The organism is Candidatus Desulfosporosinus nitrosoreducens, from assembly GCF_030954495.1.
Classification (GTDB): Bacteria; Bacillota; Desulfitobacteriia; order Desulfitobacteriales; family Desulfitobacteriaceae; genus Desulfosporosinus; species Desulfosporosinus nitrosoreducens.
This window is the reverse complement of sequence record NZ_JAVHUW010000073.1, coordinates 121,253-140,164: the sequence shown is the minus strand read 5'-3', so window position 1 is coordinate 140,164 and position 18,912 is coordinate 121,253. Positions and strand designations below refer to the sequence as shown.

The 18,912-nt window shown below is 40.0% G+C and carries 19 protein-coding genes; all 19 read left to right on the top strand.

Going from position 1 to position 18,912, the window contains the following annotated elements:
• Positions 1-33: 33 nt before the first annotated feature.
• Positions 34-1,782: a TIGR00180 family glycosyltransferase gene (locus REC12_RS21630; protein ID WP_308897885.1), complete on the top strand. Its 1,749-nt coding sequence runs from the start codon at positions 34-36 to the stop codon at positions 1,780-1,782.
• A 23-nt stretch (positions 1,783-1,805) separates the two neighbouring features.
• A complete protein-coding gene (gene rfbF / locus REC12_RS21625; protein WP_308897884.1) occupies positions 1,806-2,576 on the top strand; it encodes a glucose-1-phosphate cytidylyltransferase in 771 nt (256 codons plus the stop codon).
• A 112-nt stretch (positions 2,577-2,688) separates the two neighbouring features.
• Complete coding sequence (gene rfbC / locus REC12_RS21620; RefSeq protein WP_308897883.1) at positions 2,689-3,246, top strand: dTDP-4-dehydrorhamnose 3,5-epimerase; 558 nt, start codon at positions 2,689-2,691, stop codon at positions 3,244-3,246.
• A gap of 3 nt (positions 3,247-3,249) precedes the next feature.
• Positions 3,250-4,158: an NAD-dependent epimerase/dehydratase family protein gene (locus tag REC12_RS21615; protein WP_308897882.1), complete on the top strand. Its 909-nt coding sequence runs from the start codon at positions 3,250-3,252 to the stop codon at positions 4,156-4,158.
• Between the two features lie 287 nt (positions 4,159-4,445).
• On the top strand, positions 4,446-5,498 hold the full coding sequence (locus REC12_RS21610; protein ID WP_308897881.1) for an FkbM family methyltransferase: 1,053 nt from the start codon (positions 4,446-4,448) through the stop codon (positions 5,496-5,498).
• A gap of 26 nt (positions 5,499-5,524) precedes the next feature.
• The gene (locus REC12_RS21605) at positions 5,525-6,535 is read left to right on the top strand and encodes a radical SAM/SPASM domain-containing protein (RefSeq protein WP_308897880.1); all 1,011 of its coding nucleotides are present in this window, start codon (positions 5,525-5,527) and stop codon (positions 6,533-6,535) included.
• Between the two features lie 127 nt (positions 6,536-6,662).
• On the top strand, positions 6,663-7,994 hold the full coding sequence (locus REC12_RS21600) for a glycosyltransferase family 4 protein (protein ID WP_308897879.1): 1,332 nt from the start codon (positions 6,663-6,665) through the stop codon (positions 7,992-7,994).
• 146 nt (positions 7,995-8,140) lie between these two features.
• Positions 8,141-9,220 carry a CDP-glucose 4,6-dehydratase gene (gene rfbG, locus REC12_RS21595; protein ID WP_308897918.1) on the top strand — a complete coding sequence of 360 codons (1,080 nt, stop codon included), beginning with the start codon at positions 8,141-8,143 and terminating at the stop codon, positions 9,218-9,220.
• A gap of 158 nt (positions 9,221-9,378) precedes the next feature.
• Positions 9,379-10,437: a glycosyltransferase gene (locus REC12_RS21590; RefSeq protein WP_308897878.1), complete on the top strand. Its 1,059-nt coding sequence runs from the start codon at positions 9,379-9,381 to the stop codon at positions 10,435-10,437.
• 68 nt (positions 10,438-10,505) lie between these two features.
• The gene (locus tag REC12_RS21585; protein WP_308897877.1) at positions 10,506-10,694 is read left to right on the top strand and encodes a YjfB family protein; all 189 of its coding nucleotides are present in this window, start codon (positions 10,506-10,508) and stop codon (positions 10,692-10,694) included.
• 123 nt (positions 10,695-10,817) lie between these two features.
• The gene (locus REC12_RS21580) at positions 10,818-11,198 is read left to right on the top strand and encodes a flagellar protein FlaG (RefSeq protein ID WP_308897876.1); all 381 of its coding nucleotides are present in this window, start codon (positions 10,818-10,820) and stop codon (positions 11,196-11,198) included.
• 29 nt (positions 11,199-11,227) lie between these two features.
• Positions 11,228-12,883 (top strand): flagellar filament capping protein FliD, encoded by a 1,656-nt coding sequence (gene fliD / locus REC12_RS21575; RefSeq protein WP_308897875.1) that lies wholly within the window; start codon positions 11,228-11,230, stop codon positions 12,881-12,883.
• Positions 12,884-12,904: 21 nt separating this feature from the next.
• Positions 12,905-13,291: a flagellar export chaperone FliS gene (gene fliS, locus REC12_RS21570; RefSeq protein ID WP_308897874.1), complete on the top strand. Its 387-nt coding sequence runs from the start codon at positions 12,905-12,907 to the stop codon at positions 13,289-13,291.
• On the top strand, positions 13,291-13,623 hold the full coding sequence (locus tag REC12_RS21565; RefSeq protein WP_308897873.1) for a hypothetical protein: 333 nt from the start codon (positions 13,291-13,293) through the stop codon (positions 13,621-13,623). Before fliS ends, REC12_RS21565 begins: the two co-directional genes overlap by 1 nt.
• Before the next feature lie 380 nt (positions 13,624-14,003).
• Positions 14,004-16,232 (top strand): chemotaxis protein CheA, encoded by a 2,229-nt coding sequence (locus REC12_RS21560; protein WP_308897872.1) that lies wholly within the window; start codon positions 14,004-14,006, stop codon positions 16,230-16,232.
• A 112-nt stretch (positions 16,233-16,344) separates the two neighbouring features.
• Positions 16,345-16,770, top strand: coding sequence for a chemotaxis protein CheW (locus REC12_RS21555; RefSeq protein ID WP_308897871.1), 426 nt, complete (start codon positions 16,345-16,347; stop codon positions 16,768-16,770).
• A gap of 3 nt (positions 16,771-16,773) precedes the next feature.
• Positions 16,774-17,994, top strand: a complete 1,221-nt coding sequence (locus REC12_RS21550) for a protein-glutamate methylesterase/protein-glutamine glutaminase (protein ID WP_308897870.1) — start codon at positions 16,774-16,776, stop codon at positions 17,992-17,994.
• On the top strand, positions 17,991-18,485 hold the full coding sequence (gene flgC, locus REC12_RS21545; protein ID WP_308897869.1) for a flagellar basal body rod protein FlgC: 495 nt from the start codon (positions 17,991-17,993) through the stop codon (positions 18,483-18,485). The genes REC12_RS21550 and flgC overlap by 4 nt, the downstream gene beginning before the upstream one ends.
• A 6-nt stretch (positions 18,486-18,491) precedes the next feature.
• Positions 18,492-18,827, top strand: a complete 336-nt coding sequence (gene fliE / locus REC12_RS21540; RefSeq protein ID WP_308897868.1) for a flagellar hook-basal body complex protein FliE — start codon at positions 18,492-18,494, stop codon at positions 18,825-18,827.
• Positions 18,828-18,912: the final 85 nt, after the last annotated feature.

The following is an 18,912-nucleotide window of genomic DNA, read 5'->3' as shown; positions in this document are numbered from 1 at the left end:
AGTGATTTAGGATTAGGTAGGTAGGAGTAAAAGATGGAACAAAGTTTAGAGCTTTTTGCAAAACAAATAAAAGAAAATATAAAATTTTTAATAGAAAAGGAAAAAATTGCCGAAGCCACTTTATTAATAAATGATTATTTAAGACTGATTTCAAGTGATATTGAAATTTATTCTATGAAAGCTATCGTTCATATTATGCAGGGAGAATTTGAAGAGGCAAAAAATATTTTAAACAAAGGGTTAGAATTTGAACCGAAGAATTATGATCTATTGTATAATTTAGCCTTTGTATATGAGGTAAAAGAAGATTATTTGCAATCTTTGACATTTTACCGAAAAGCCCTAAGATCAAATTATTATGATATTGACAGAACAGAAGTAGAGGGAAAAATAAAGCAATTAAAAGCGATAGTTAGAGATGGTGTGAGAAATGATTTATTCTTGTCGGATATTCTTGAGATAGATACTATTCTCTTTATTGATTTTTCTAATAATGAACAAGTAAATGAACTTGCGGTGAGGCTATTAAATTATGGGCTAGTTGTCGATATAGCGTATATGGGAGTCAGCCCTTTAATGAATCTGAAAAATTCAATTCCTTATCGAAAAATATTAGGGATAACCAATATTAATGATCTTATAGAATACGTAAGATATTATGATTATGATGTTGTACATTTGTTTAGCGCAACTAAAGAAATAGAAAGCTATTTTAAATTAAAACATGTTCAATTTACTAGGGCGAATATAAATTGTAAAACGGACAGCGAAATTATAGAGAATTACAGAAAGAACCGGAATAAACAATATGCTAATAATAACCGGCATTACGAAAGATACGATGATAAAATTACTATAGTCATTCCTACTTATAATCGATCTTATTATTTGAACAGGACTTTAAATTTTATAAATAATTATAAGTATTTAAAGCCTAAAGTGCTTGTGTTAGATTCCAGCGAAGAAGGTAATGCGATCGCAAATGAAAAAAGTATTGAGAAGTATACGAGTTACCAAATTGTATACAAGAGATACTCAAGTAATATAAGGCTTATTGATAAATTTGATATAGCATTGTTAGAATTGGTTAATACAGAATATGTTATTTTTTGTTTTGATGATGATTATTTAACCGAAGAGGGGATTTTGGAATCAATTAAAATATTGGATTCTGATAAAGCATTATTTTCAGTGAAAGGGAAAAATTTATATTATCCAATTTCTTCAGAAAACTTAATAGAATATGATTGGTTTGAAACATTGATTGATAATAATCCAATTGACAGACTAAAAAAGATTACGCAAGGGTTTGTTGCAAACCTAGTCTTTCAGGTATTCAGGACTAAGGAATATAAAGAATTACAATTTTTCCGTAGTAACATTAATAAACTACTGCCAAAAAATGAAACTTTCGACGAATATTTATACCACTTCTTAAAAATAATCACCGGGAAAATAAAAAAAATCAATGTCGACCTAAATATCAGAGATCAAAGTATACCTCGAACTCAAATAGTGAAGAATTTTCCTCATCTTGTTATTGATGGCACTTTTAATGAAAATTATCATGCTTTTTGCGACGTTTTAAAAAGATACTTTACCTTTCTCGGGCAAGAGATTGAAAATATAGACGAAGAAATTGAAATGATCTTTATTAATTTTTTAGCGAATTTTCTTAAGATACCTCGGCAGTTTATTAAGATAAATAAAAAAAGTGGATTTGACCTTAGAGTATTAGAAGCCGGAATGAGAAAAAGCTGGGTTTGGCCTTCTAATTTGTAAAATCGGATAAAGGGGATGAATTTATGAAAGTCGTCATTTTAGCCGGCGGATTTGGGACTCGAATTAGTGAAGAATCACATTTAAAACCAAAACCGATGATTGAAATTGGCGAACGCCCTATTTTATGGCATATCATGAAGATTTATTCTCACTATGGATTTAATGAGTTTATTATATGCCTTGGCTACAAGGGATACTATATTAAAGAGTATTTTGCCAATTATTTTTTGCAGGAATCTACGGTTACTTTTGATTTTCGTTCGAATCAACAAATAATTCATGACCATCATGCCGAACCATGGACAGTAACATTAGTGGATACTGGTGCCGAAACTATGACTGGCGGTAGGGTGAAGCGCATTCAACCTTATGTCGGAAACGAACCTTTTATGCTTACATACGGAGACGGGGTAAGCGATGTAAACATAAAAGAATTATTACATTTTCATGAGTCTCATGTAAATCTAGTGACTATCACGGCAGTACAACCGTTGGGCCGTTTTGGTGCGTTAAGCATTACAGAAGAAGATAATGTTGAAGCTTTCCATGAAAAGCTTCATGGAGATGGTGGCTGGATTAATGGAGGATTCCTTGTATGCCAGCCAGAGTTTTTTGATTATATTCAAGGAGATGATACTGTTCTCGAAAAAACGCCTTTAGAGCGGCTGTCTAGGGAGGGCCAATTAGCAGCTTATCGGCATACTGGTTTTTGGCAGCCTATGGATACGCTCCGAGAAAAGCTTAACCTTGAAAAATTGTGGGAGTCGGGTAAGGCCCCATGGAAAGTATGGTAGTCAATAAAGAGATTGGGGCATGGCTTTAAAAGGAATAGGCTGTTCGATAATATAAAAGTGAATCTTAAAAGATGACTGCGAGCTTACTTGGATTTAAGAGAGGTTATATTGAATGATTTTTTCAGAAACTCCACTTGTGGGAGCTTATTTAATTGATATAGAACCAATAGAGGATGTCCGGGGTTTTTTTGCACGTTCGTTTTGTAAAAATGAATTTACTGTTCATGGCTTACAATCAGAATTTGTTCAGTGTAATATTGCCAGCAATTATAAAAAGGGAACTTTGAGAGGAATGCATTATCAATTAGAGCCATATGCCGAAGTTAAGCTGGTAAGATGTATACGAGGGAGTATTTATGATGTGGTTATTGATTTAAGGGAGAAATCATCTACTTTTAAGAAGTGGTTTAGCGTAGAGTTGAGTGCCGGTAATTGTAAAATGCTTTATGTTCCAGAAGGATTTGCTCATGGATATCAGACACTGACAGATGATACTGAAGTTTTTTATCAAGTATCTGAATTTTATCAGCCTAATTATGAACGTGGTATACGATGGGATGATGGAAATTTTGATATTCAATGGCCTCTTCAAGAGAAAATTATCTCCTCTAAAGATAGGAACTGGGACATTTTTAATGGTAAGCATTCAGAGCCTTGTGCGAGGGGATAAATAATGAATAAAATAAGGCAAGTAGCTTTAATCTCTGGGGCAGGGGGCTTTATTGGTTCCCATCTTTCCAAACGCTTAGTAAGTAGTGGCTGGGAAGTTCATATTATTGCACGTGAGGGTTCTGATTTATCTGAGGTGAGAAAACTAACTGACGACAGAATTACTATACATGTCCATAATGAAATCATAAGTAATATGATGGATATTGTCGCTAAATCGAAACCAATGGTCGTATTTCATTTAGCTTCCTTATTTCTACCTCAGCATCAATATGAGGATATTGCTAAACTTGTTGAGAGCAATATCTTATTTGGTACACAGTTGATTGATGCTATGGTAAAAAACGGAGTTTATAGACTTATCAATACGGGGACATCCTGGCAACATTATCAAAATGAAGCTTATAACCCTGTGTGTCTATATGCGGCTACAAAACAAGCATTTGAAAGTATGCTGATTTATTATCAAAAAACAACGCCATTAAAAGTTATTACACTAAAATTATTCGATACATATGGTCCTAACGATAAGAGAAAAAAGCTATTTTCACTGCTTAAAGATTCGATCAATACAAATGTTCCCTTATTAATGTCTGAAGGTGAACAATATATTGATTTGGTTTATATAGACGATGTTATTGAAGCATTCATAATTTCATTAAAACATTTGTTTTCCAATCATAGTAAGTATTTACGTGACTATGCAGTTACGTCAGGAAATCCCATAAAATTAAAGGATTTAGTGTTATTAATTGAAAAGGCATTGGGAAAAAAAATAAATATTATCTGGGGTGGAAAACCTTATAGGGATAGGGAAGTTATGATGCCATGGAATGTCGGACAGCAATTGCCTGAATGGGAAGCTAAAGTTAAGTTGGTAGATGGTATAAGTAAAATTATAAGATATGATTAAATTAAAAATTATGATCTCCTATTATTTATAATAAAACTTAAGCAAAGATAGTCCTCAAAATCAAACAAACCATCAGGGTATTTGACTCATATTGGGGGCCTGGGCTCATTAAGAGTGTCATCTTACTTAGCGATGAAAACCACCTAAATATCTTAAAGCTTTTAATAATATAGTAACTAAAAGTTTTTGAAGTATCATCTAAATATAAGATTTGAACTTGTCAACCAACAGCAAATAGAATATGTTAAAACTAATCATTAAAAAATTGAAACAAAGGGGAAATGCTAATGAATAATTATTATTTGTCATCTTTAGAAAGCTTGGGATATAAAAAGTTAGTTTTCTTTGGTATGGGTGGTATTGGAGTGAGGTTTTATCGAACTTTTTGTATAGATAAAAAGGTTATACCGAAACCGATTTATTGGGTTGATAATAACATAGCAAAACAAAATACTTCTATAGATAATATTCCTGTAATGTTACCGGAAATGTTGAAAAAATTTAAAGCAAAAGAAACTGCTATTATTATAACAGCTGGTGTCTCGCATGTATTATCGATATTATCCCAATTGCAAACAATGGGACTTTATTATTATGATATTTATTCGGCACAGCATATAGAGGCTTATTATTATTTCAATGAAAATAAAGATAAATTAAACAAAGTAATGGGTATGTTTGAAGACGAAAAATCAATTTATATATATAAGTCCTTAATTGATAATATGAAATATGGTCGTCCGATTGACTTTAGCTTATATGAACCTAATCAGTATTATAACAATGATGTTATTCCTTACCTAAATAATAATGAGGTTATTATAGATGCAGGTGTTTGCGAAGGTGAAGAAATTGATATAGCTCTTAAAATGAATGATAAAGTTAAAATATACGCATTTGAACCTAACCATTCTAGCATGGAGTTATTAAAAACTAAATACTCAAATGATTCTAGAGTAACATTATATGAAAAGGCATTGTGGAATAAAAATCAAGAATTATACTTTGATACATCTGGGTTAGCCTCAGGTTCTAGAGTTACCGAATTAAATCAGCCTGTCTCGACTTCAACTATTAAAGCAATCTCACTTGACGCACAAATTCAAAACGAAAAAGTTACATTAATTAAAATGGATATTGAGGGCGCGGAATATAATGCCTTATTGGGAGCAGAAATGACTATTAAAAAATATCGACCTAAATTATCAATATGTTGCTATCATAGAGTGGAAGATTATATCGAAATCCCTTTATTAATTAAAAAAATGAATCCTGACTATAAACTTTATTTTAGACACTATAATGCGACGTTAGAGGAATCTGTTATATATGCGTTATAATAATATCAATATGGGGTGTTTATAGTATGAAAGCAGTGGTCAAACCAGCTTATATGCAAGATCGAATAGAATTAGGGAAGGTACTTCCTTTAGACTCACCATTTAGAATGACGTTATCGGTATCACAAATCTGTAATTTCCGTTGCTTCTATTGCACACACTCACTTGATAAAGAAGAAGTAGCCCAAACTGGTTTTTCTTTCAAATTAATGACTTATGATGAGTTTCTAGTTTTAGCAAATCAAATGAAAGAATTTGCAAAGCGGTTGAAACTTGTTGTCTTTTCTGGAATGGGGGAACCGCTTTTGAATAAAGATTTACCAGAGATGATTAGATATTTAAAGCGGAATGATATTGCTGAGCGCGTAGAAATGTATTCCAATGCTTCTTTGCTAACAGATGAAATAGTACATAAATTAGTAGATGCCGGCCTAGATAGTTTTAAGGTTTCATTGCAAGGCTTAAGTTCCGAAACCTATAGAAAAACAAGTAACGTTAACATTGATTTTGAAAAACTTGTAAAAAGAATTAAGTATTTTTATGATAATCGCGGTAAATGTAAGATCTATATAAAAATAATTGATGTGGCCCTTTATGAAGGCGAAGATGTTATATTCTATAATGCCTTTGGTAATATTTGTGATGAAATTTTTATTGAGCATTTGAGTGATTGCCAGCCGCTTACAAATGATTGCAATGGTAAAGTAGACAAACGGTATACAATGTATAATGAACCGGCGAAAGAAACAAAAGTTTGTCCTATGTTGTTCTATTCAATGTATACTGATGTAGATGGTGATATTTATCCATGTGTTACGTTAGGACTGCCTAAGCATTTTGCTGTAGGGAATATGAAAAAGTTGACTTTGAAAGAAATATGGAATAGTGAAAAAATAAAGCAATTGCGTCTTACTCATTTAAAAGGGGAAAAGAATAGTATACCTGTTTGTAAAGAATGTGGAAATATGATCTGCATGTATCATCCTGAAGATGACCTAGATAACTATAGTGAAGAGATAATCAAGAGGTTGAAATAAGGTAATATTATGGGTGTTATAGATATCGAAACTTTATGGGCTATATAGTAACAATTGATTATTTTCTTTTCGGTGGTTTGCCCCTTGTGGGCATAAATGGCAGTGGTAATTAAAAGGAATGATCTACTTGGCAAAAAAAATTGTACACCTTACCGCCCACATGGGTGGTGGTGTTGGTAAAGTTCTGTCGGGAATATGTACTTATGCACAAAACAATAATAACAAATATTTACATGAAATTATTATGCTTGAGCATCCAGAAAAGCGGCATTTTGTGGACATTTGTGAAGAAAGTGGTGTCAATGTTACTGTTGTATCTGGCTCTAATGTGGAAATGATAAAATCCAAAATGGAACAAGCGGATATCGTGCAGATAGAATGGTGGCACCATCCGAAGTTAGCAGAATTAATTACTAATTTCCCTCATATTAATGTCCGTTTGGTTGTTTGGAGTCATATTTCAGGTTGCAATTATCCTTATTTGCCTGTTGATTTTTTGGCAATGCCAGACAAATTCGTTTTTACATCAAACTATTCGTTTTATAATCCATTTTGGAATGAGGTTGAAAAAAGTTTTGCGAGAAATCAGTGTGTTATGATTAATAGCTCAGGTGGCTTTGAGCATTTGAAAATTATAAAAAAGAAGGAGCATAATGGCTTTAACATTGGTTATATTGGTACCCAAAATTTTTCCAAAATCCACCCTCAGTTTGTGGACTACTGTAAATATATAAAGGGTATACCAAATATTAAGTTTATTTTGGTTGGAGATAGAACAAACCAAGAAACGATTTTAAAGCAAGCTAATAATGGGGGTATTGCTGATCAATTTGTGTTTCGTGATTATGTTAAGGATGTTAGTAGCGAATTATCCTGGTTTGATGTTTTTGGTTATATTTTAAATCCACAGCATTTTGGGACAACTGAAAATGCTTTATTGGAAGCGATGGCAGCAGGGCTGCCCGTTGTGTGTTTAAATCAATGTGCGGAGCAATTTTTAATCAAACATAATGAAACTGGTTTATTGGTGCGAAATGAAGAGGAATATGCTGAAGCAATAAGTTATTTATATAACCACCCGGATCAACGTGTAAAGTTAGGAGAAAAGGCTCGGGAGTTTGTATTAAATAATTTTATGGTTGAAAAAACAGTTTTGCAACTTCATACAATCTACGACAAAATTTTGCTTACTGGTAAACGTACCTTTAATTTTCAAAGAGTGTTTGGGAGAACAGCTTCTGAATGGTTTTTATCTTGCCTACCCCCAAGTGAACGGCAGATTTTCAAGGCTTGTATACCCGAATGCGATAATGACGATGCAAAAGAGAAACTAATACGATTTGTAAAAATGTCGCGATGTATTTTGGATGATAAATCAAAAAGTTCTCTTCACCATTTTAGTAAGACATATCCCCAAGATTTATTGTTAAGATATTGGAGTAGTCTATTAGAAAATTAGTTCATCCTCTCTATACTATAGACGTTCAACCTGGAGAGAGTGTCTAGGAATCTCTATGACAGTATTTTGATATATAACAAACGCTTCAAGAGGATTAAATCTGGATTGGAAGAGTTTTTGATTTCTGGAAAACTCCATTGGAAGGTATGGTGAGTTTGAATAATTTTTGGCTTGGTAAACGGGTTTTTATTACTGGACATACTGGTTTCAAAGGGAGTTGGTTGAGCCTATGGCTTCAAACGTTGGGAGCAGAAGTTTGCGGCTATTCGCTCCAGCCGCCTTCGAATCCTTCTTTATTTGAGTTAACCCGAGCTCAAGAGGGCATGATCAGTATTGAAGGTAATATACTGGACTTACCTTATTTACATAAACATATAAATCAGTTCAAGCCTGAAATAATAATTCATATGGCAGCTCAGTCTTTAGTGCGACACTCTTATCAATTCCCGATTGACACCCTGGCAGTTAATATAATGGGAACGGCACACTTGTTAGAAGCGGTTCGCCGCGTGGACAGCGTTCGGGTTGCTGTGAATGTCACCAGTGACAAATGTTATGAAAACAGAGAATGGTTGTGGGGTTATCGGGAAAATGATCCGATGGGTGGACATGATCCATATAGTTGCAGTAAAGGGTGTGCCGAACTAGTTACTTCCAGTTATCGTCGTTCTTATTTTATGGCAGAAAACGCAGTGCAAGTTGCCACTGCACGGGCTGGTAATGTTATTGGTGGCGGCGATTGGGCTACCGACAGAATTATTCCGGATTGTTTTCTGGCCATAAGACAGGGAGAGCCAATTTTCCTTCGCAATCCCGAAGCAGTCAGGCCTTGGCAGCATGTCTTGGAACCATTGGCAGGATATCTTCGTCTGGCTGAAATGTTATGGTTTAATGGACAACAATATGCCGAAAGCTGGAATTTTGGTCCGGATGATAGTCATGCATGGAGGGTTCAAGACGTTGTGGAAACACTTTGCAGCTTATGGGGCAAGGATGCTAAGTGGATAGCTAAATCCGACGCAACGGAGCATGAAGCGCATTATTTGAAACTCGATTCGTCAAAGGCCGTACAAAAATTGGGTTGGGCAAGAAAAATGAATATGTTTGATACACTAAGCATGACTGTCGAATGGTATAAGAATTACTATAACGGAGCTGATCCGTGGTTGATTAGTACGAAACAAATACAAGCATACCAGAAACTACTTGAGGAAAATGATCATTGATATTCCATGAAATTTTCTTAGATACATTATTTACAGTGATCTTATTATTACACGGTTTCGGGTCTTAGAAGAAGCGGTTACGATTATTCAGCAAATTAGGAAGCTCGTGTTCAGTTCTTTTGTGCGTAGGATAAAACAAATAACTATGAGTGGCTTGGGTGACGAATTTGGCTATAAGTGTATGTATGATCGTTAAAAATGAAAGCGCTGTTCTTCAACGTACGTTGGCAAGTATATGTAACCATGGGTTAGAACTTGTTATCGTTGATACAGGCTCTACAGATGAAACGAAGGAAATTGCCTTAGAATTTACCGACAAAGTTTATGATTTCTCCTGGTGTGACGATTTTTCTGCCGCAAGGAATTTTTCAATTGAAAAAGCTACTAATGATTGGATACTTATTTTGGATGCGGATGAAATAATAATTTCTTTTCATGCAGAGGAGTTACAAAAGCTAATGCGGAAAAAAGAAGATATTATTGGACGCATCAAGATTATAAATATCACAGGTGATTTAGATGAAGAAAAACGATATGTTGAAAGAGTAAGCCGCTTGTTTAATCGTAAATATTTTCACTATGAAGGTATGATCCATGAGCAAATTGTTTGTTTAAAAGGATCATTTTTTCAAAGAGCTCCTGTGGCAATAAAAGTAGAACATATTGGTTATACCTCAGAGGTATTGAAGAGAACTAATAAAATAGCGAGGAATATGAATCTTCTGGAACTGGCTTTGATTCAAACCCCAGATAACCCTTATCTTCTTTACCAATTGGGCAAGTCCTATTACTTGCTTAGAGACTTTAAAAGTGCTATTGAATTTTTCAAGAAAGCATTAGATCTAATACTTAATTTTAGCTTTGATTACGTAGAAAACTTAATCGAATCCTATGGATATGCTTTAATTAATAGTGGCTGTTATAATGAAGCCTTGAATATTAAAAAGTATATTAACTTTTATGGCAATTCGCCGGACTATCTGTTTCTAATGGGCCATGTCTACATGAACAACGGAATGTTTACAGAGGCGGTCGAAAGTTTTACAAAATGTATTGGCAAAAAAGAAAGTAAAGCAGAAGGTGTAAACTCATATTTGTCGAATTACAACATAGGTATAATTTTTGAATGCTTAGGTGATGTTGAAAAGGCAAAGCAGTATTACAAGCTGTGCCGTCAATATTCTCCGGCCGGTGATCGGCTAAAATTATTAAAATAGATGATATTCCAGTGAAGCTGCCTAGGCATGACAATTGGTTAGGCAGTAATAAGACAAGGAGGGGAAACATGGATATAGCGGGAATGTCGGTAATGATGAGTCAGTCTAAAATGCAGCAGCAAGCCGGCCTGGCGGTGACGAAAATGGCAATGAATGTAACTAAAGAAAAAGGGGACGCCGTTGTCGACTTAATTACAAAGTCAATGGAACAATCTGTGCAACCGAATCTTGGCCAAAATATTGACAGCAAAGCCTAATCCAGAGCTTGGAAAAGGACCAGGGAATCATAAATTCTCGGGTCCTTTTTCATCTTTTTCAATTTAACCCTAAAGGTTCAAAGAATAATTTACGATGATATAAATAAATCAGAGGTGTTGACTTTGGACATTAGTGCAATAAACACGCAAGGTAGTTATAATCCGGTCTGTACTACGCAGAAAACTCCAGATACTCAGGTCTCAACAGGCGGTTTGGCGGCAAATACCAATAATACCTCGGCAGATCCGGCTTATGAGCAAAGTGCTAAGAAACCGGTTGACACGCAGCAAGTAAAGAAAATGACCGAGGCTATGAATCAGTTTGTGGAATCCATGAATTCCACGATTCGCTTCAAGATTCATGAAAAAACCAACGAATTAATGGTTCAAGTTGTTGATCCGACGAACAATAAAGTCCTGAAGGAGTTTCCGCCCCATGAATTTCTCGATACTATAGCAGCGATTCGAGACTATGTGGGAGTGTTGCTGGATAAAAAGATATAGCTAATAATTAATGTTAGGAGGTTATGTCCATGACTATCATTGGATCAACGAGTACAACTACTACTACAAGTACTATAGGGGGAACCTATGGACTTTCCGGTTCGGGCGTTGATGTTGATTCCATTGTTAAAAAGTTAATGGCCGGGCAGCAGGCCGTAGAAGATTCTCTAACGCAGAAGCAAACGGTCCTGCAATGGCAAAAATCTGCTTATAATACCGTATACGATGACCTCAACACCTTTAAGACAAGTACCCTTTTTAATTACAAGCTCCAAGCCACCTTGAGTCCTAATAAGGTTTCTTCCAGTAATACCTCTGTGGCGACGGCAACGGCTAATGCCTCCGCTGCCAATGTGAATCACTCTTTGGTTGTCGCCCAGCTCGCCAGTGGGGTTAACCTGACGAGTACAGCTTCTATTTCCACGGGTACTATGGGAACCCTGGCTCAACAATTTGGGATGACCTCGACTGACTCTTTTCAGATAACGCTTTCTAATGGTTCATCCGCAAGCCAGACCATAACGATTGATCCCACGACGGACACTATTAATGACGTCGTCAGTAAAATCAACAGTGCCGGTATTAATGTCCAGGCTAACTATGACAGCACCTTAGACCGGTTCTTCCTGAGTACTACTAATGTGGGGGCTTCTTCGGGTATTAGCTTTGCAGGCAGTGATCAGGCCGGATTGGATTTTTTAGGCGGAACCTTAAAACTTAACGGGGGAATTACAGAAACTTCTCCCGGTTCCGGTACTTATACAAGCAGCCCGGTAACCGGTCAGGATGCCGCATTTCAGCTGGATGGGGTAGGCCTGACTGAAAACAGTAATACGTTCACTATCTCCGGTGTTACCTATAGCCTGACAGGGGTTTCCTCAGGTTTGTCTTATGATAACACAACTAAGCAATTCAGTGGGCAAGGACAAGCAACCAGTATTGGTGTTACGAGCGACATTGATACGGCAGTGTCTAACGTTCAGGCTTTCGTTGATGCCTATAACAAAATTCTTGCCGAGTTGAATGGAGACATAACTCAGCCGCGATATTCCAGTTACCCGCCGCTCACCAGCTCACAGAAATCTTCCATGAGTGACTCGGATATCACACTTTGGAATCAGAAAGCTCAGAGCGGGATGCTCTACAACGATTCAACCTTAACGAGCCTTGTAAATAGTATAAGAAGTTCAGTTTCTTCTCCTGTATCGGGTATTACAGGCCCCTATAACAGCTTATCCTCAATCGGTATTACCACCGGTGATTATACGGAAGGCGGCAAACTATCTTTAAACACAGATACTTTGCGGGCGGCGCTGCAGGCCAATCCGAATGTCTTAAACCAGTTGTTCGGTTCGACGGGAACTAAAACGACAGACTCCAGCGGTGTTACGAAAACTGATTTCTCCACCCAGGGAGTTGCCGGACGCTTGTATGACACTATCCAGAACTCGATGACTCAAATTCAGCAGATAGCCGGTACGACCGCTACGGCGTCCTATGATTCGGATAGCAACCTGGCTGTGGAGATTCAAGCATATGCCAAACGGATAACCGACGCACAAAACACCTACAACACGATGCAAAGTCAATATTACACCCAATACAATGCCATGGAGGTGGCGATTCAGCAGCTTAGTGCTCAAAGCGGCTGGTTGGCATCAATGCTGGGTACGAGCAGCAGTTGATAAAAATAAGGAGGACTTAGCATGAATTCGCAGATGAATGCCTATAAAAATCAACAAATAATGACAGCCTCGCCGGCCCAGCTGACCTTGCTGCTATATAATGGAGCATTGCGGTTTTTAAATGAAAGTATTATGGCCTTGGAACAGGGAGACATTCAAAAAGCTCATAACGCTAATATGCGGGTGCAGGATATCGTCCGCGAATTTGTTCGCACTTTGGATATGAGTTACGATCTGTCCAAACCTTGGGCACAACTTTACGAGTATGTTGAATATTGCTTGATCCAAGGAAATATTAAAAAGGATATTGAATCATTGCAGCAAGCGAAACAGGTTTTACAGGAACTGCGGGATGCCTGGGAGGGAGCGATGAAGCAAACCCATGTGGAGCGGGCGGTTGCTAAGTAATGGGAGAGAAAACAGCACAGGCACTATGGCAGGATTATCGCTTCTTAACTAAAGAAATGGTCAAGTTTATAACGAAACAGGATATGGAGTTGTTTTACAAGCTGCTGGAGCAGCGCGGGAAGTTGCAACCCCAAATCGAGCGGGCGCCTGATGACGGCTTCAAGGATTCGTCTGCTGGGCAAGACATGCTTAATGAAGTTCAGCAGGATAACAAATTCATAATTGAATGTCTGCAGTCGAGGAGAAACCGCATTAAGAAACATCGTCAAGTAATGGATGTTTACAATGTTACAGGTTCCGTTCACAGTAACCGGACTAATTGGGAGCGATAGTTAAAAAAGTTTTTAAAAGGCAGTTTTCTTATTCATAAATTTTAATAATTTTCATAAATTTTTAACAGGATGCCATGGGGGGTCCTGTTTCTTTTTTGCCCAAAAGTCCTACACATTTTTATTCGACAAACTATATACGCTTTTGAGAGGAGATGTTAGTATAAGAAGGAAAAAAGAGGTTGCTGATGTTTCTTTGTTTTTTTGGAGGAATTCTAAAAAAGATGGCGAATAAAAGTAAGATTAAAAAATCTTTTGGGAAAGGTATTCTAAATATCGTCCCAAGATAATTTGCTGATACATAACACATTTTTTTGGAAGCAGGAATAAATCTGGAATTTTTTTGATGGTGGGTTTATCATTAAGGATAGGGGTGGCAATACATGAGCCAAGATAATGGCAAAAATCAAGGCGTTGATTTAGGAGAGTTTTTAGAGTTTTATTTGCTGGATTCCCAGGAACAGATCGAAAAGCTCGGAGCGGGACTTTTGCAGCTGGAAAAAGAGGGAGGGAATATCGGCCTGATCAATGATCTTTTTCGCTCAGCTCACAGCCTGAAGGGAGCTTCGGGGACAATGGGGTTTACCCCGATTGTTGCTTTGACTCATGCGGCGGAGGACCTACTGGACCGTTTGCGTCAGGGAAAAATGGACGTATCCCTGGAAGTTATTGATGTACTCCTGGCAGTTACGGATCGCGTTAAGGCGATGCTTGAACAAGTGGAAAAACGTCAGGGAATCACGGTTGGCTCGGAAGATCTGGTGGTTTCCATGAAAGCTTTGTTGTCAGGTGAGCCTCTCGCCGCTAACGAGAATCTTCAGCCTTCTATAGAAAAAGAAGAAACCAAGGATGACTTTGTTCCCCTTGATTTTGCCCTCAATCCGGAGGAAAGCGCCCAAGTCAAAGATGCTTATAGTTTAGGGCATGGAGTTTATCAAGTTGACGTTACTTTAGAGCCTAACACGCTCATGAAAGCAGTGCGGGCCGTCATGGCGACTCAGCGCTTTGAGGGGATTGGAGCGGTCATTAAATTATTGCCGAGTGTCGAAGAATTGGAAGCCGGGAAAGTAGACAGCTTCTCCCTGCTTGTGCTTTGCGACGAGTCAACGGGCGAAATCCGCAGAGAGCTATTGGAAATTTCCGAGTTGAAAGAGGTCGTTATTCACCCTTACCCTGAAGGAACAGTTACCTCCGAAGAGGAACTTCCGGCAGCACCGGCGGTGTCAGTTCCCCTCCCCCAAGAAGCGGAAGCAGCGCCTGTCGGAGGAGCGCCGCATAATGCTGCCGAAGGTAAGACGTCTGAAGTGGTTTCTAATCAAGTAAACCATGTTCCCCAAGGGACGACAGCAGAGTCTTTGCCGTCGCCGCAAGCAGTGCCGCGTGTTCCCGAGGTCTCGAACACCAATACAGAGTCCAGCACGCAGGTACATACTATTCGGGTGGACACGGCCCGTATGGATAATCTCATAAATCTCGTCGGAGAAATGGTCATCACGCGCACGCGTCTGGTCCAAATCGGCCTGGATTTAAAAGCTCAGTACCAAATGGACGGCATGGTAAACAGTCTCAATGAGGCCAATGTCTATCTGGGCCGCCTCATGAATGATTTGCAGGAGAGTGTCATGCGTCTGCGGATGGTGGCTATTGGAACTGTCTTTAGCCGCTTCCCCAGATTAGTCCGGGATCTCGCTAAGAAAACAAGTAAAGAAATTGACCTTGTCCTGAAAGGGGAAGACACGGAATTAGATAAAACTGTGGTTGAAGTGATCGGAGATCCTTTAATGCACCTGATTCGGAATTCTGTGGACCATGGAATTGAAGAGCCGGAAGTGCGCCGTGCCATGGGTAAACCGGAAGTGGGCACAGTGACCTTGGATGCCTATCACGAGGGAAACCATATTGCAATTTTAATTACGGATGATGGCGCGGGTCTTGATCTCGATAAGATTCGCAAGATTGCTGTGGAGAGGGGCTTAATAGGGGAAAGAGAGGAGCTCTCGGAACGGGAAATCGCTAATCTCATTTTCTTGCCGGGCTTTAGCACCGCCGACAAAGTCACGGACATTTCGGGCCGGGGAGTCGGCATGGATGTTGTTAAAAAAGCTCTTAACAACCTGGGAGGTATGGTGGACATCACAACACGCCGGGGCAAAGGCACCACGTTCACGATTCGCCTGCCGCTGACCCTGGCAATTATTCAGGCTCTTCTGGTTGAGGTCGGTGAGGAGATTTATGCTGTTCCGCTCTCTTCTGTTCTGGAGACCTTGCTTGTCAACCGGGCGGAAATGAAAACTGTCGGCGGCTTGCCCATGGTTCAGCTGCGCGGCAATACTCTGCCTTTGATTTCACTGCAGGAGAAATTTGGCCTGCCTGTTCCGGAAACCTTAAGTGACGAAATTTTTGTTGTAGTCGTGGGCTTCGGAGACAAGGCTTTAGGACTTATTGTAGATGAACTGCGCGGTCAACAGGAAGTTGTTATCAAATCCCTGGGGGATTTTCTCAGCAATCTTCCGGGAATAGCCGGAGCGACGATTCTTGGCGACGGGAAAGTAACCTTAATTCTCGATATCGGCTCTCTTATGCAGGATGTCTTGGCTAACCGCAATAACTAATCTTAGTTATCTGATTTATGAACAGCGAAAGCCTTAAATTTATACTTTAACTTATAAATTAAAAAGTTCTCATACTTTAAACAACAAACTTCGAAAATAGGGAGGATTTAATATGGCGGAAGAACAATTGGTAACCTTTAGCCTGGGGTCGGAAGAGTTTGGGGTTAATATTATGCTCGTTCAGGAAATTATCCGCATTCCACCCATAACCAGAGTGCCGAAAGCGCCCAGTTATGTTGAAGGAGTCATTAATTTGCGGGGGAACGTTATTCCTGTAGTTAGTTTACGCAACCGCTTTGGCATGGACCGGGTTGAAGAGACAGATCTCAGCCGGATCATCGTACTGCAGGTTGAGGCAAAGGTTTTTGGCATTCGAGTGGACGGTGTCACGGAAGTGCTGCGTTTGGACAGCGAAGCCATTGAGCCGCCGCCGCCGGTAGCTTTAGGTATGGATTCGCAATTCATACGTGGAGTGGGAAAAATTGGGGACAGGTTGTTGATTCTTTTAGAATTAGAACATATCATGGGTGAGAGCTAAACTATGAGCGCAGCAAATAAAACTCCGCTAGGAGTTTTGATAGTCGATGACTCTCCGTTTATGCGTTTGACTCTTCAAAAAATACTTAATCAAAATCCGGATATTAAAGTCTTAGACACGGCCCGGGATGGGCGGGAAGGGATTCTGAAACTTCAGGCCCTTCGCCCCCAGGTAGTGACGATGGATGTCGAGATGCCAGTGATGGATGGACTTCAGGCTTTAGATGAGATTATGCGCTGGCAGCCGACACCCGTCATTATTTTGAGCGCCGTGACGACGGAAGGGGCACAAGCAACATTGAAGGCTCTTGATCTGGGAGCGTTTGATGTTGTGGCTAAGCCTTCGGGAAGCCCGGGGGCTGATCTACAGGCGCTCTCCCGCGATTTAGTGGAAAAAGTAAAAGCTGCGGCCGGTGTGAATCCGGAGCGTTTAGGACGTCAAGGAATTAAGTCGTCCTTAGGAACCGGAACGCCATCCGGAGGAAGCAAAGGGACGATCCCGGGTACTCCCGGAAACATTTCCGGCAGCACCCCTGCAAGCGTGCCTGCAGGGAGTTCTGCGAGTCCGCCAACAAATACGGCGGCGCCACAGTCTCAGCGTCTTTCGGGTTCCGGGAAAAGCTCCTTCCCTAAGTATCCGATACAAGTTGTAGCTATCGGTACGTCTACAGGCGGACCTTCCGCACTTCAAGCGGTGCTGCCGGCCCTGCCTGTTAATTTTCCGGTTCCCGTATTAGTAGCGCAGCATATGCCTCCCGGCTTTACAGCTCCCCTTGCCCAGCGCTTAAATGGGCTATGCGCTCTGAATGTGCGGGAAGGAATCCACGGTGAGGCGCTGAAGCCGGGGACTGTGTATGTTGCTCCGGCAGGTAAACAGCTTCAAGTCGTGCGCAAATCCGGTCAGCTGACCTTAGCCATTGGCGAAGAAGCTCCCATACCCACTCTCTATCACCCGTCGGTTGACGTGATGTTTCTTTCTTTGGCGAAGGAAGTTGGGAAAGGTACTCTTGGAGTTGTAATGACGGGAATGGGGAGTGACGGTACGAAGGGCATGAAGGAACTTAAAGCCGCCGACGGGTTTGCCATAGCGGAGTCGGAAGAGACTTGTGTCGTTTATGGAATGCCGAGATCTGTTGTGGAAGCCGGTCTGGCTGACAGGATTGTGCCTCTGGGGGACATTGGCAAGGCAATTGTTGAGTGTGTGATGAGGAGGGGGAACCTATGAGTTTATTTGATTCCATTGATGCCAGCGCTTCAGGGTTAACGGCTCAACGGCTGCGGATGGATCTGATATCGAATAACATCGCCAATATTAACACAACCCGCACCGGGCAGCTGACTCCGGCGGGCAACCAGATTCCCTACAGCCGGCAAATCTCCGTTTTTGTGCCGCGCCCCGCCTCAGCGACAACCTCCTTTGCGGGCGTTCTCGGTCAGGTACTGGGGCAAAACGGACCTGGCAACGGGGTGCAGGTGGCCAGTATTCAGAACGATGTTCAAGATCCCTTTCGGCTGGAATATAACCCGGATTCCCCGGATGCGGTGAAAGTTGCGGAACAAGGTTTGCCCGTTGGGTATGTTCGCCAGCCGAATGTCAATATGGTTACGGAAATGGTTGACATGATTTCGGCGTCGAGAGCCTACGAGGCGAATGTCACAGCGTTGAATGCCAGCAAATCAATGGCAGCCAAAGCGCTTGAGATTGGAAAGGGGTAAAGGTAAATGAGTATACAGCCGATAGTTCCCATTGTTCCTTTGAGTGCCCTTAGTCCGCTCACTCCCGCAAATCTTGAAAGCACACCCGCCGCAAGCAGCGGAGGAGGGACGCAGCAAGCAGGGGCTGATTTTTCTAAGTTTCTTCAAGATGCCTTAAGTCAGGTTAATGATTTACAGACGAAAGCTGATACGGCAAGTCTTCAGCTGGCAACAGGTCAGGTTCAGGATTTGTCCTCTGTCATGGTAGCCTTGCAAAAAGCCAACTTGTCTTTGTCTATGACGGTTTCCGTACGCGATAAAGTAATTGACGCCTACAATCAAATCATGCGCATGCAATTGTAGTGGGGATCTAATAGAGAATACGCGGCTTGCGGCTGTTTTTAGGGGGCATTGAGTCTGTTTATTCGGGTAAGTCCTTATTTAATGA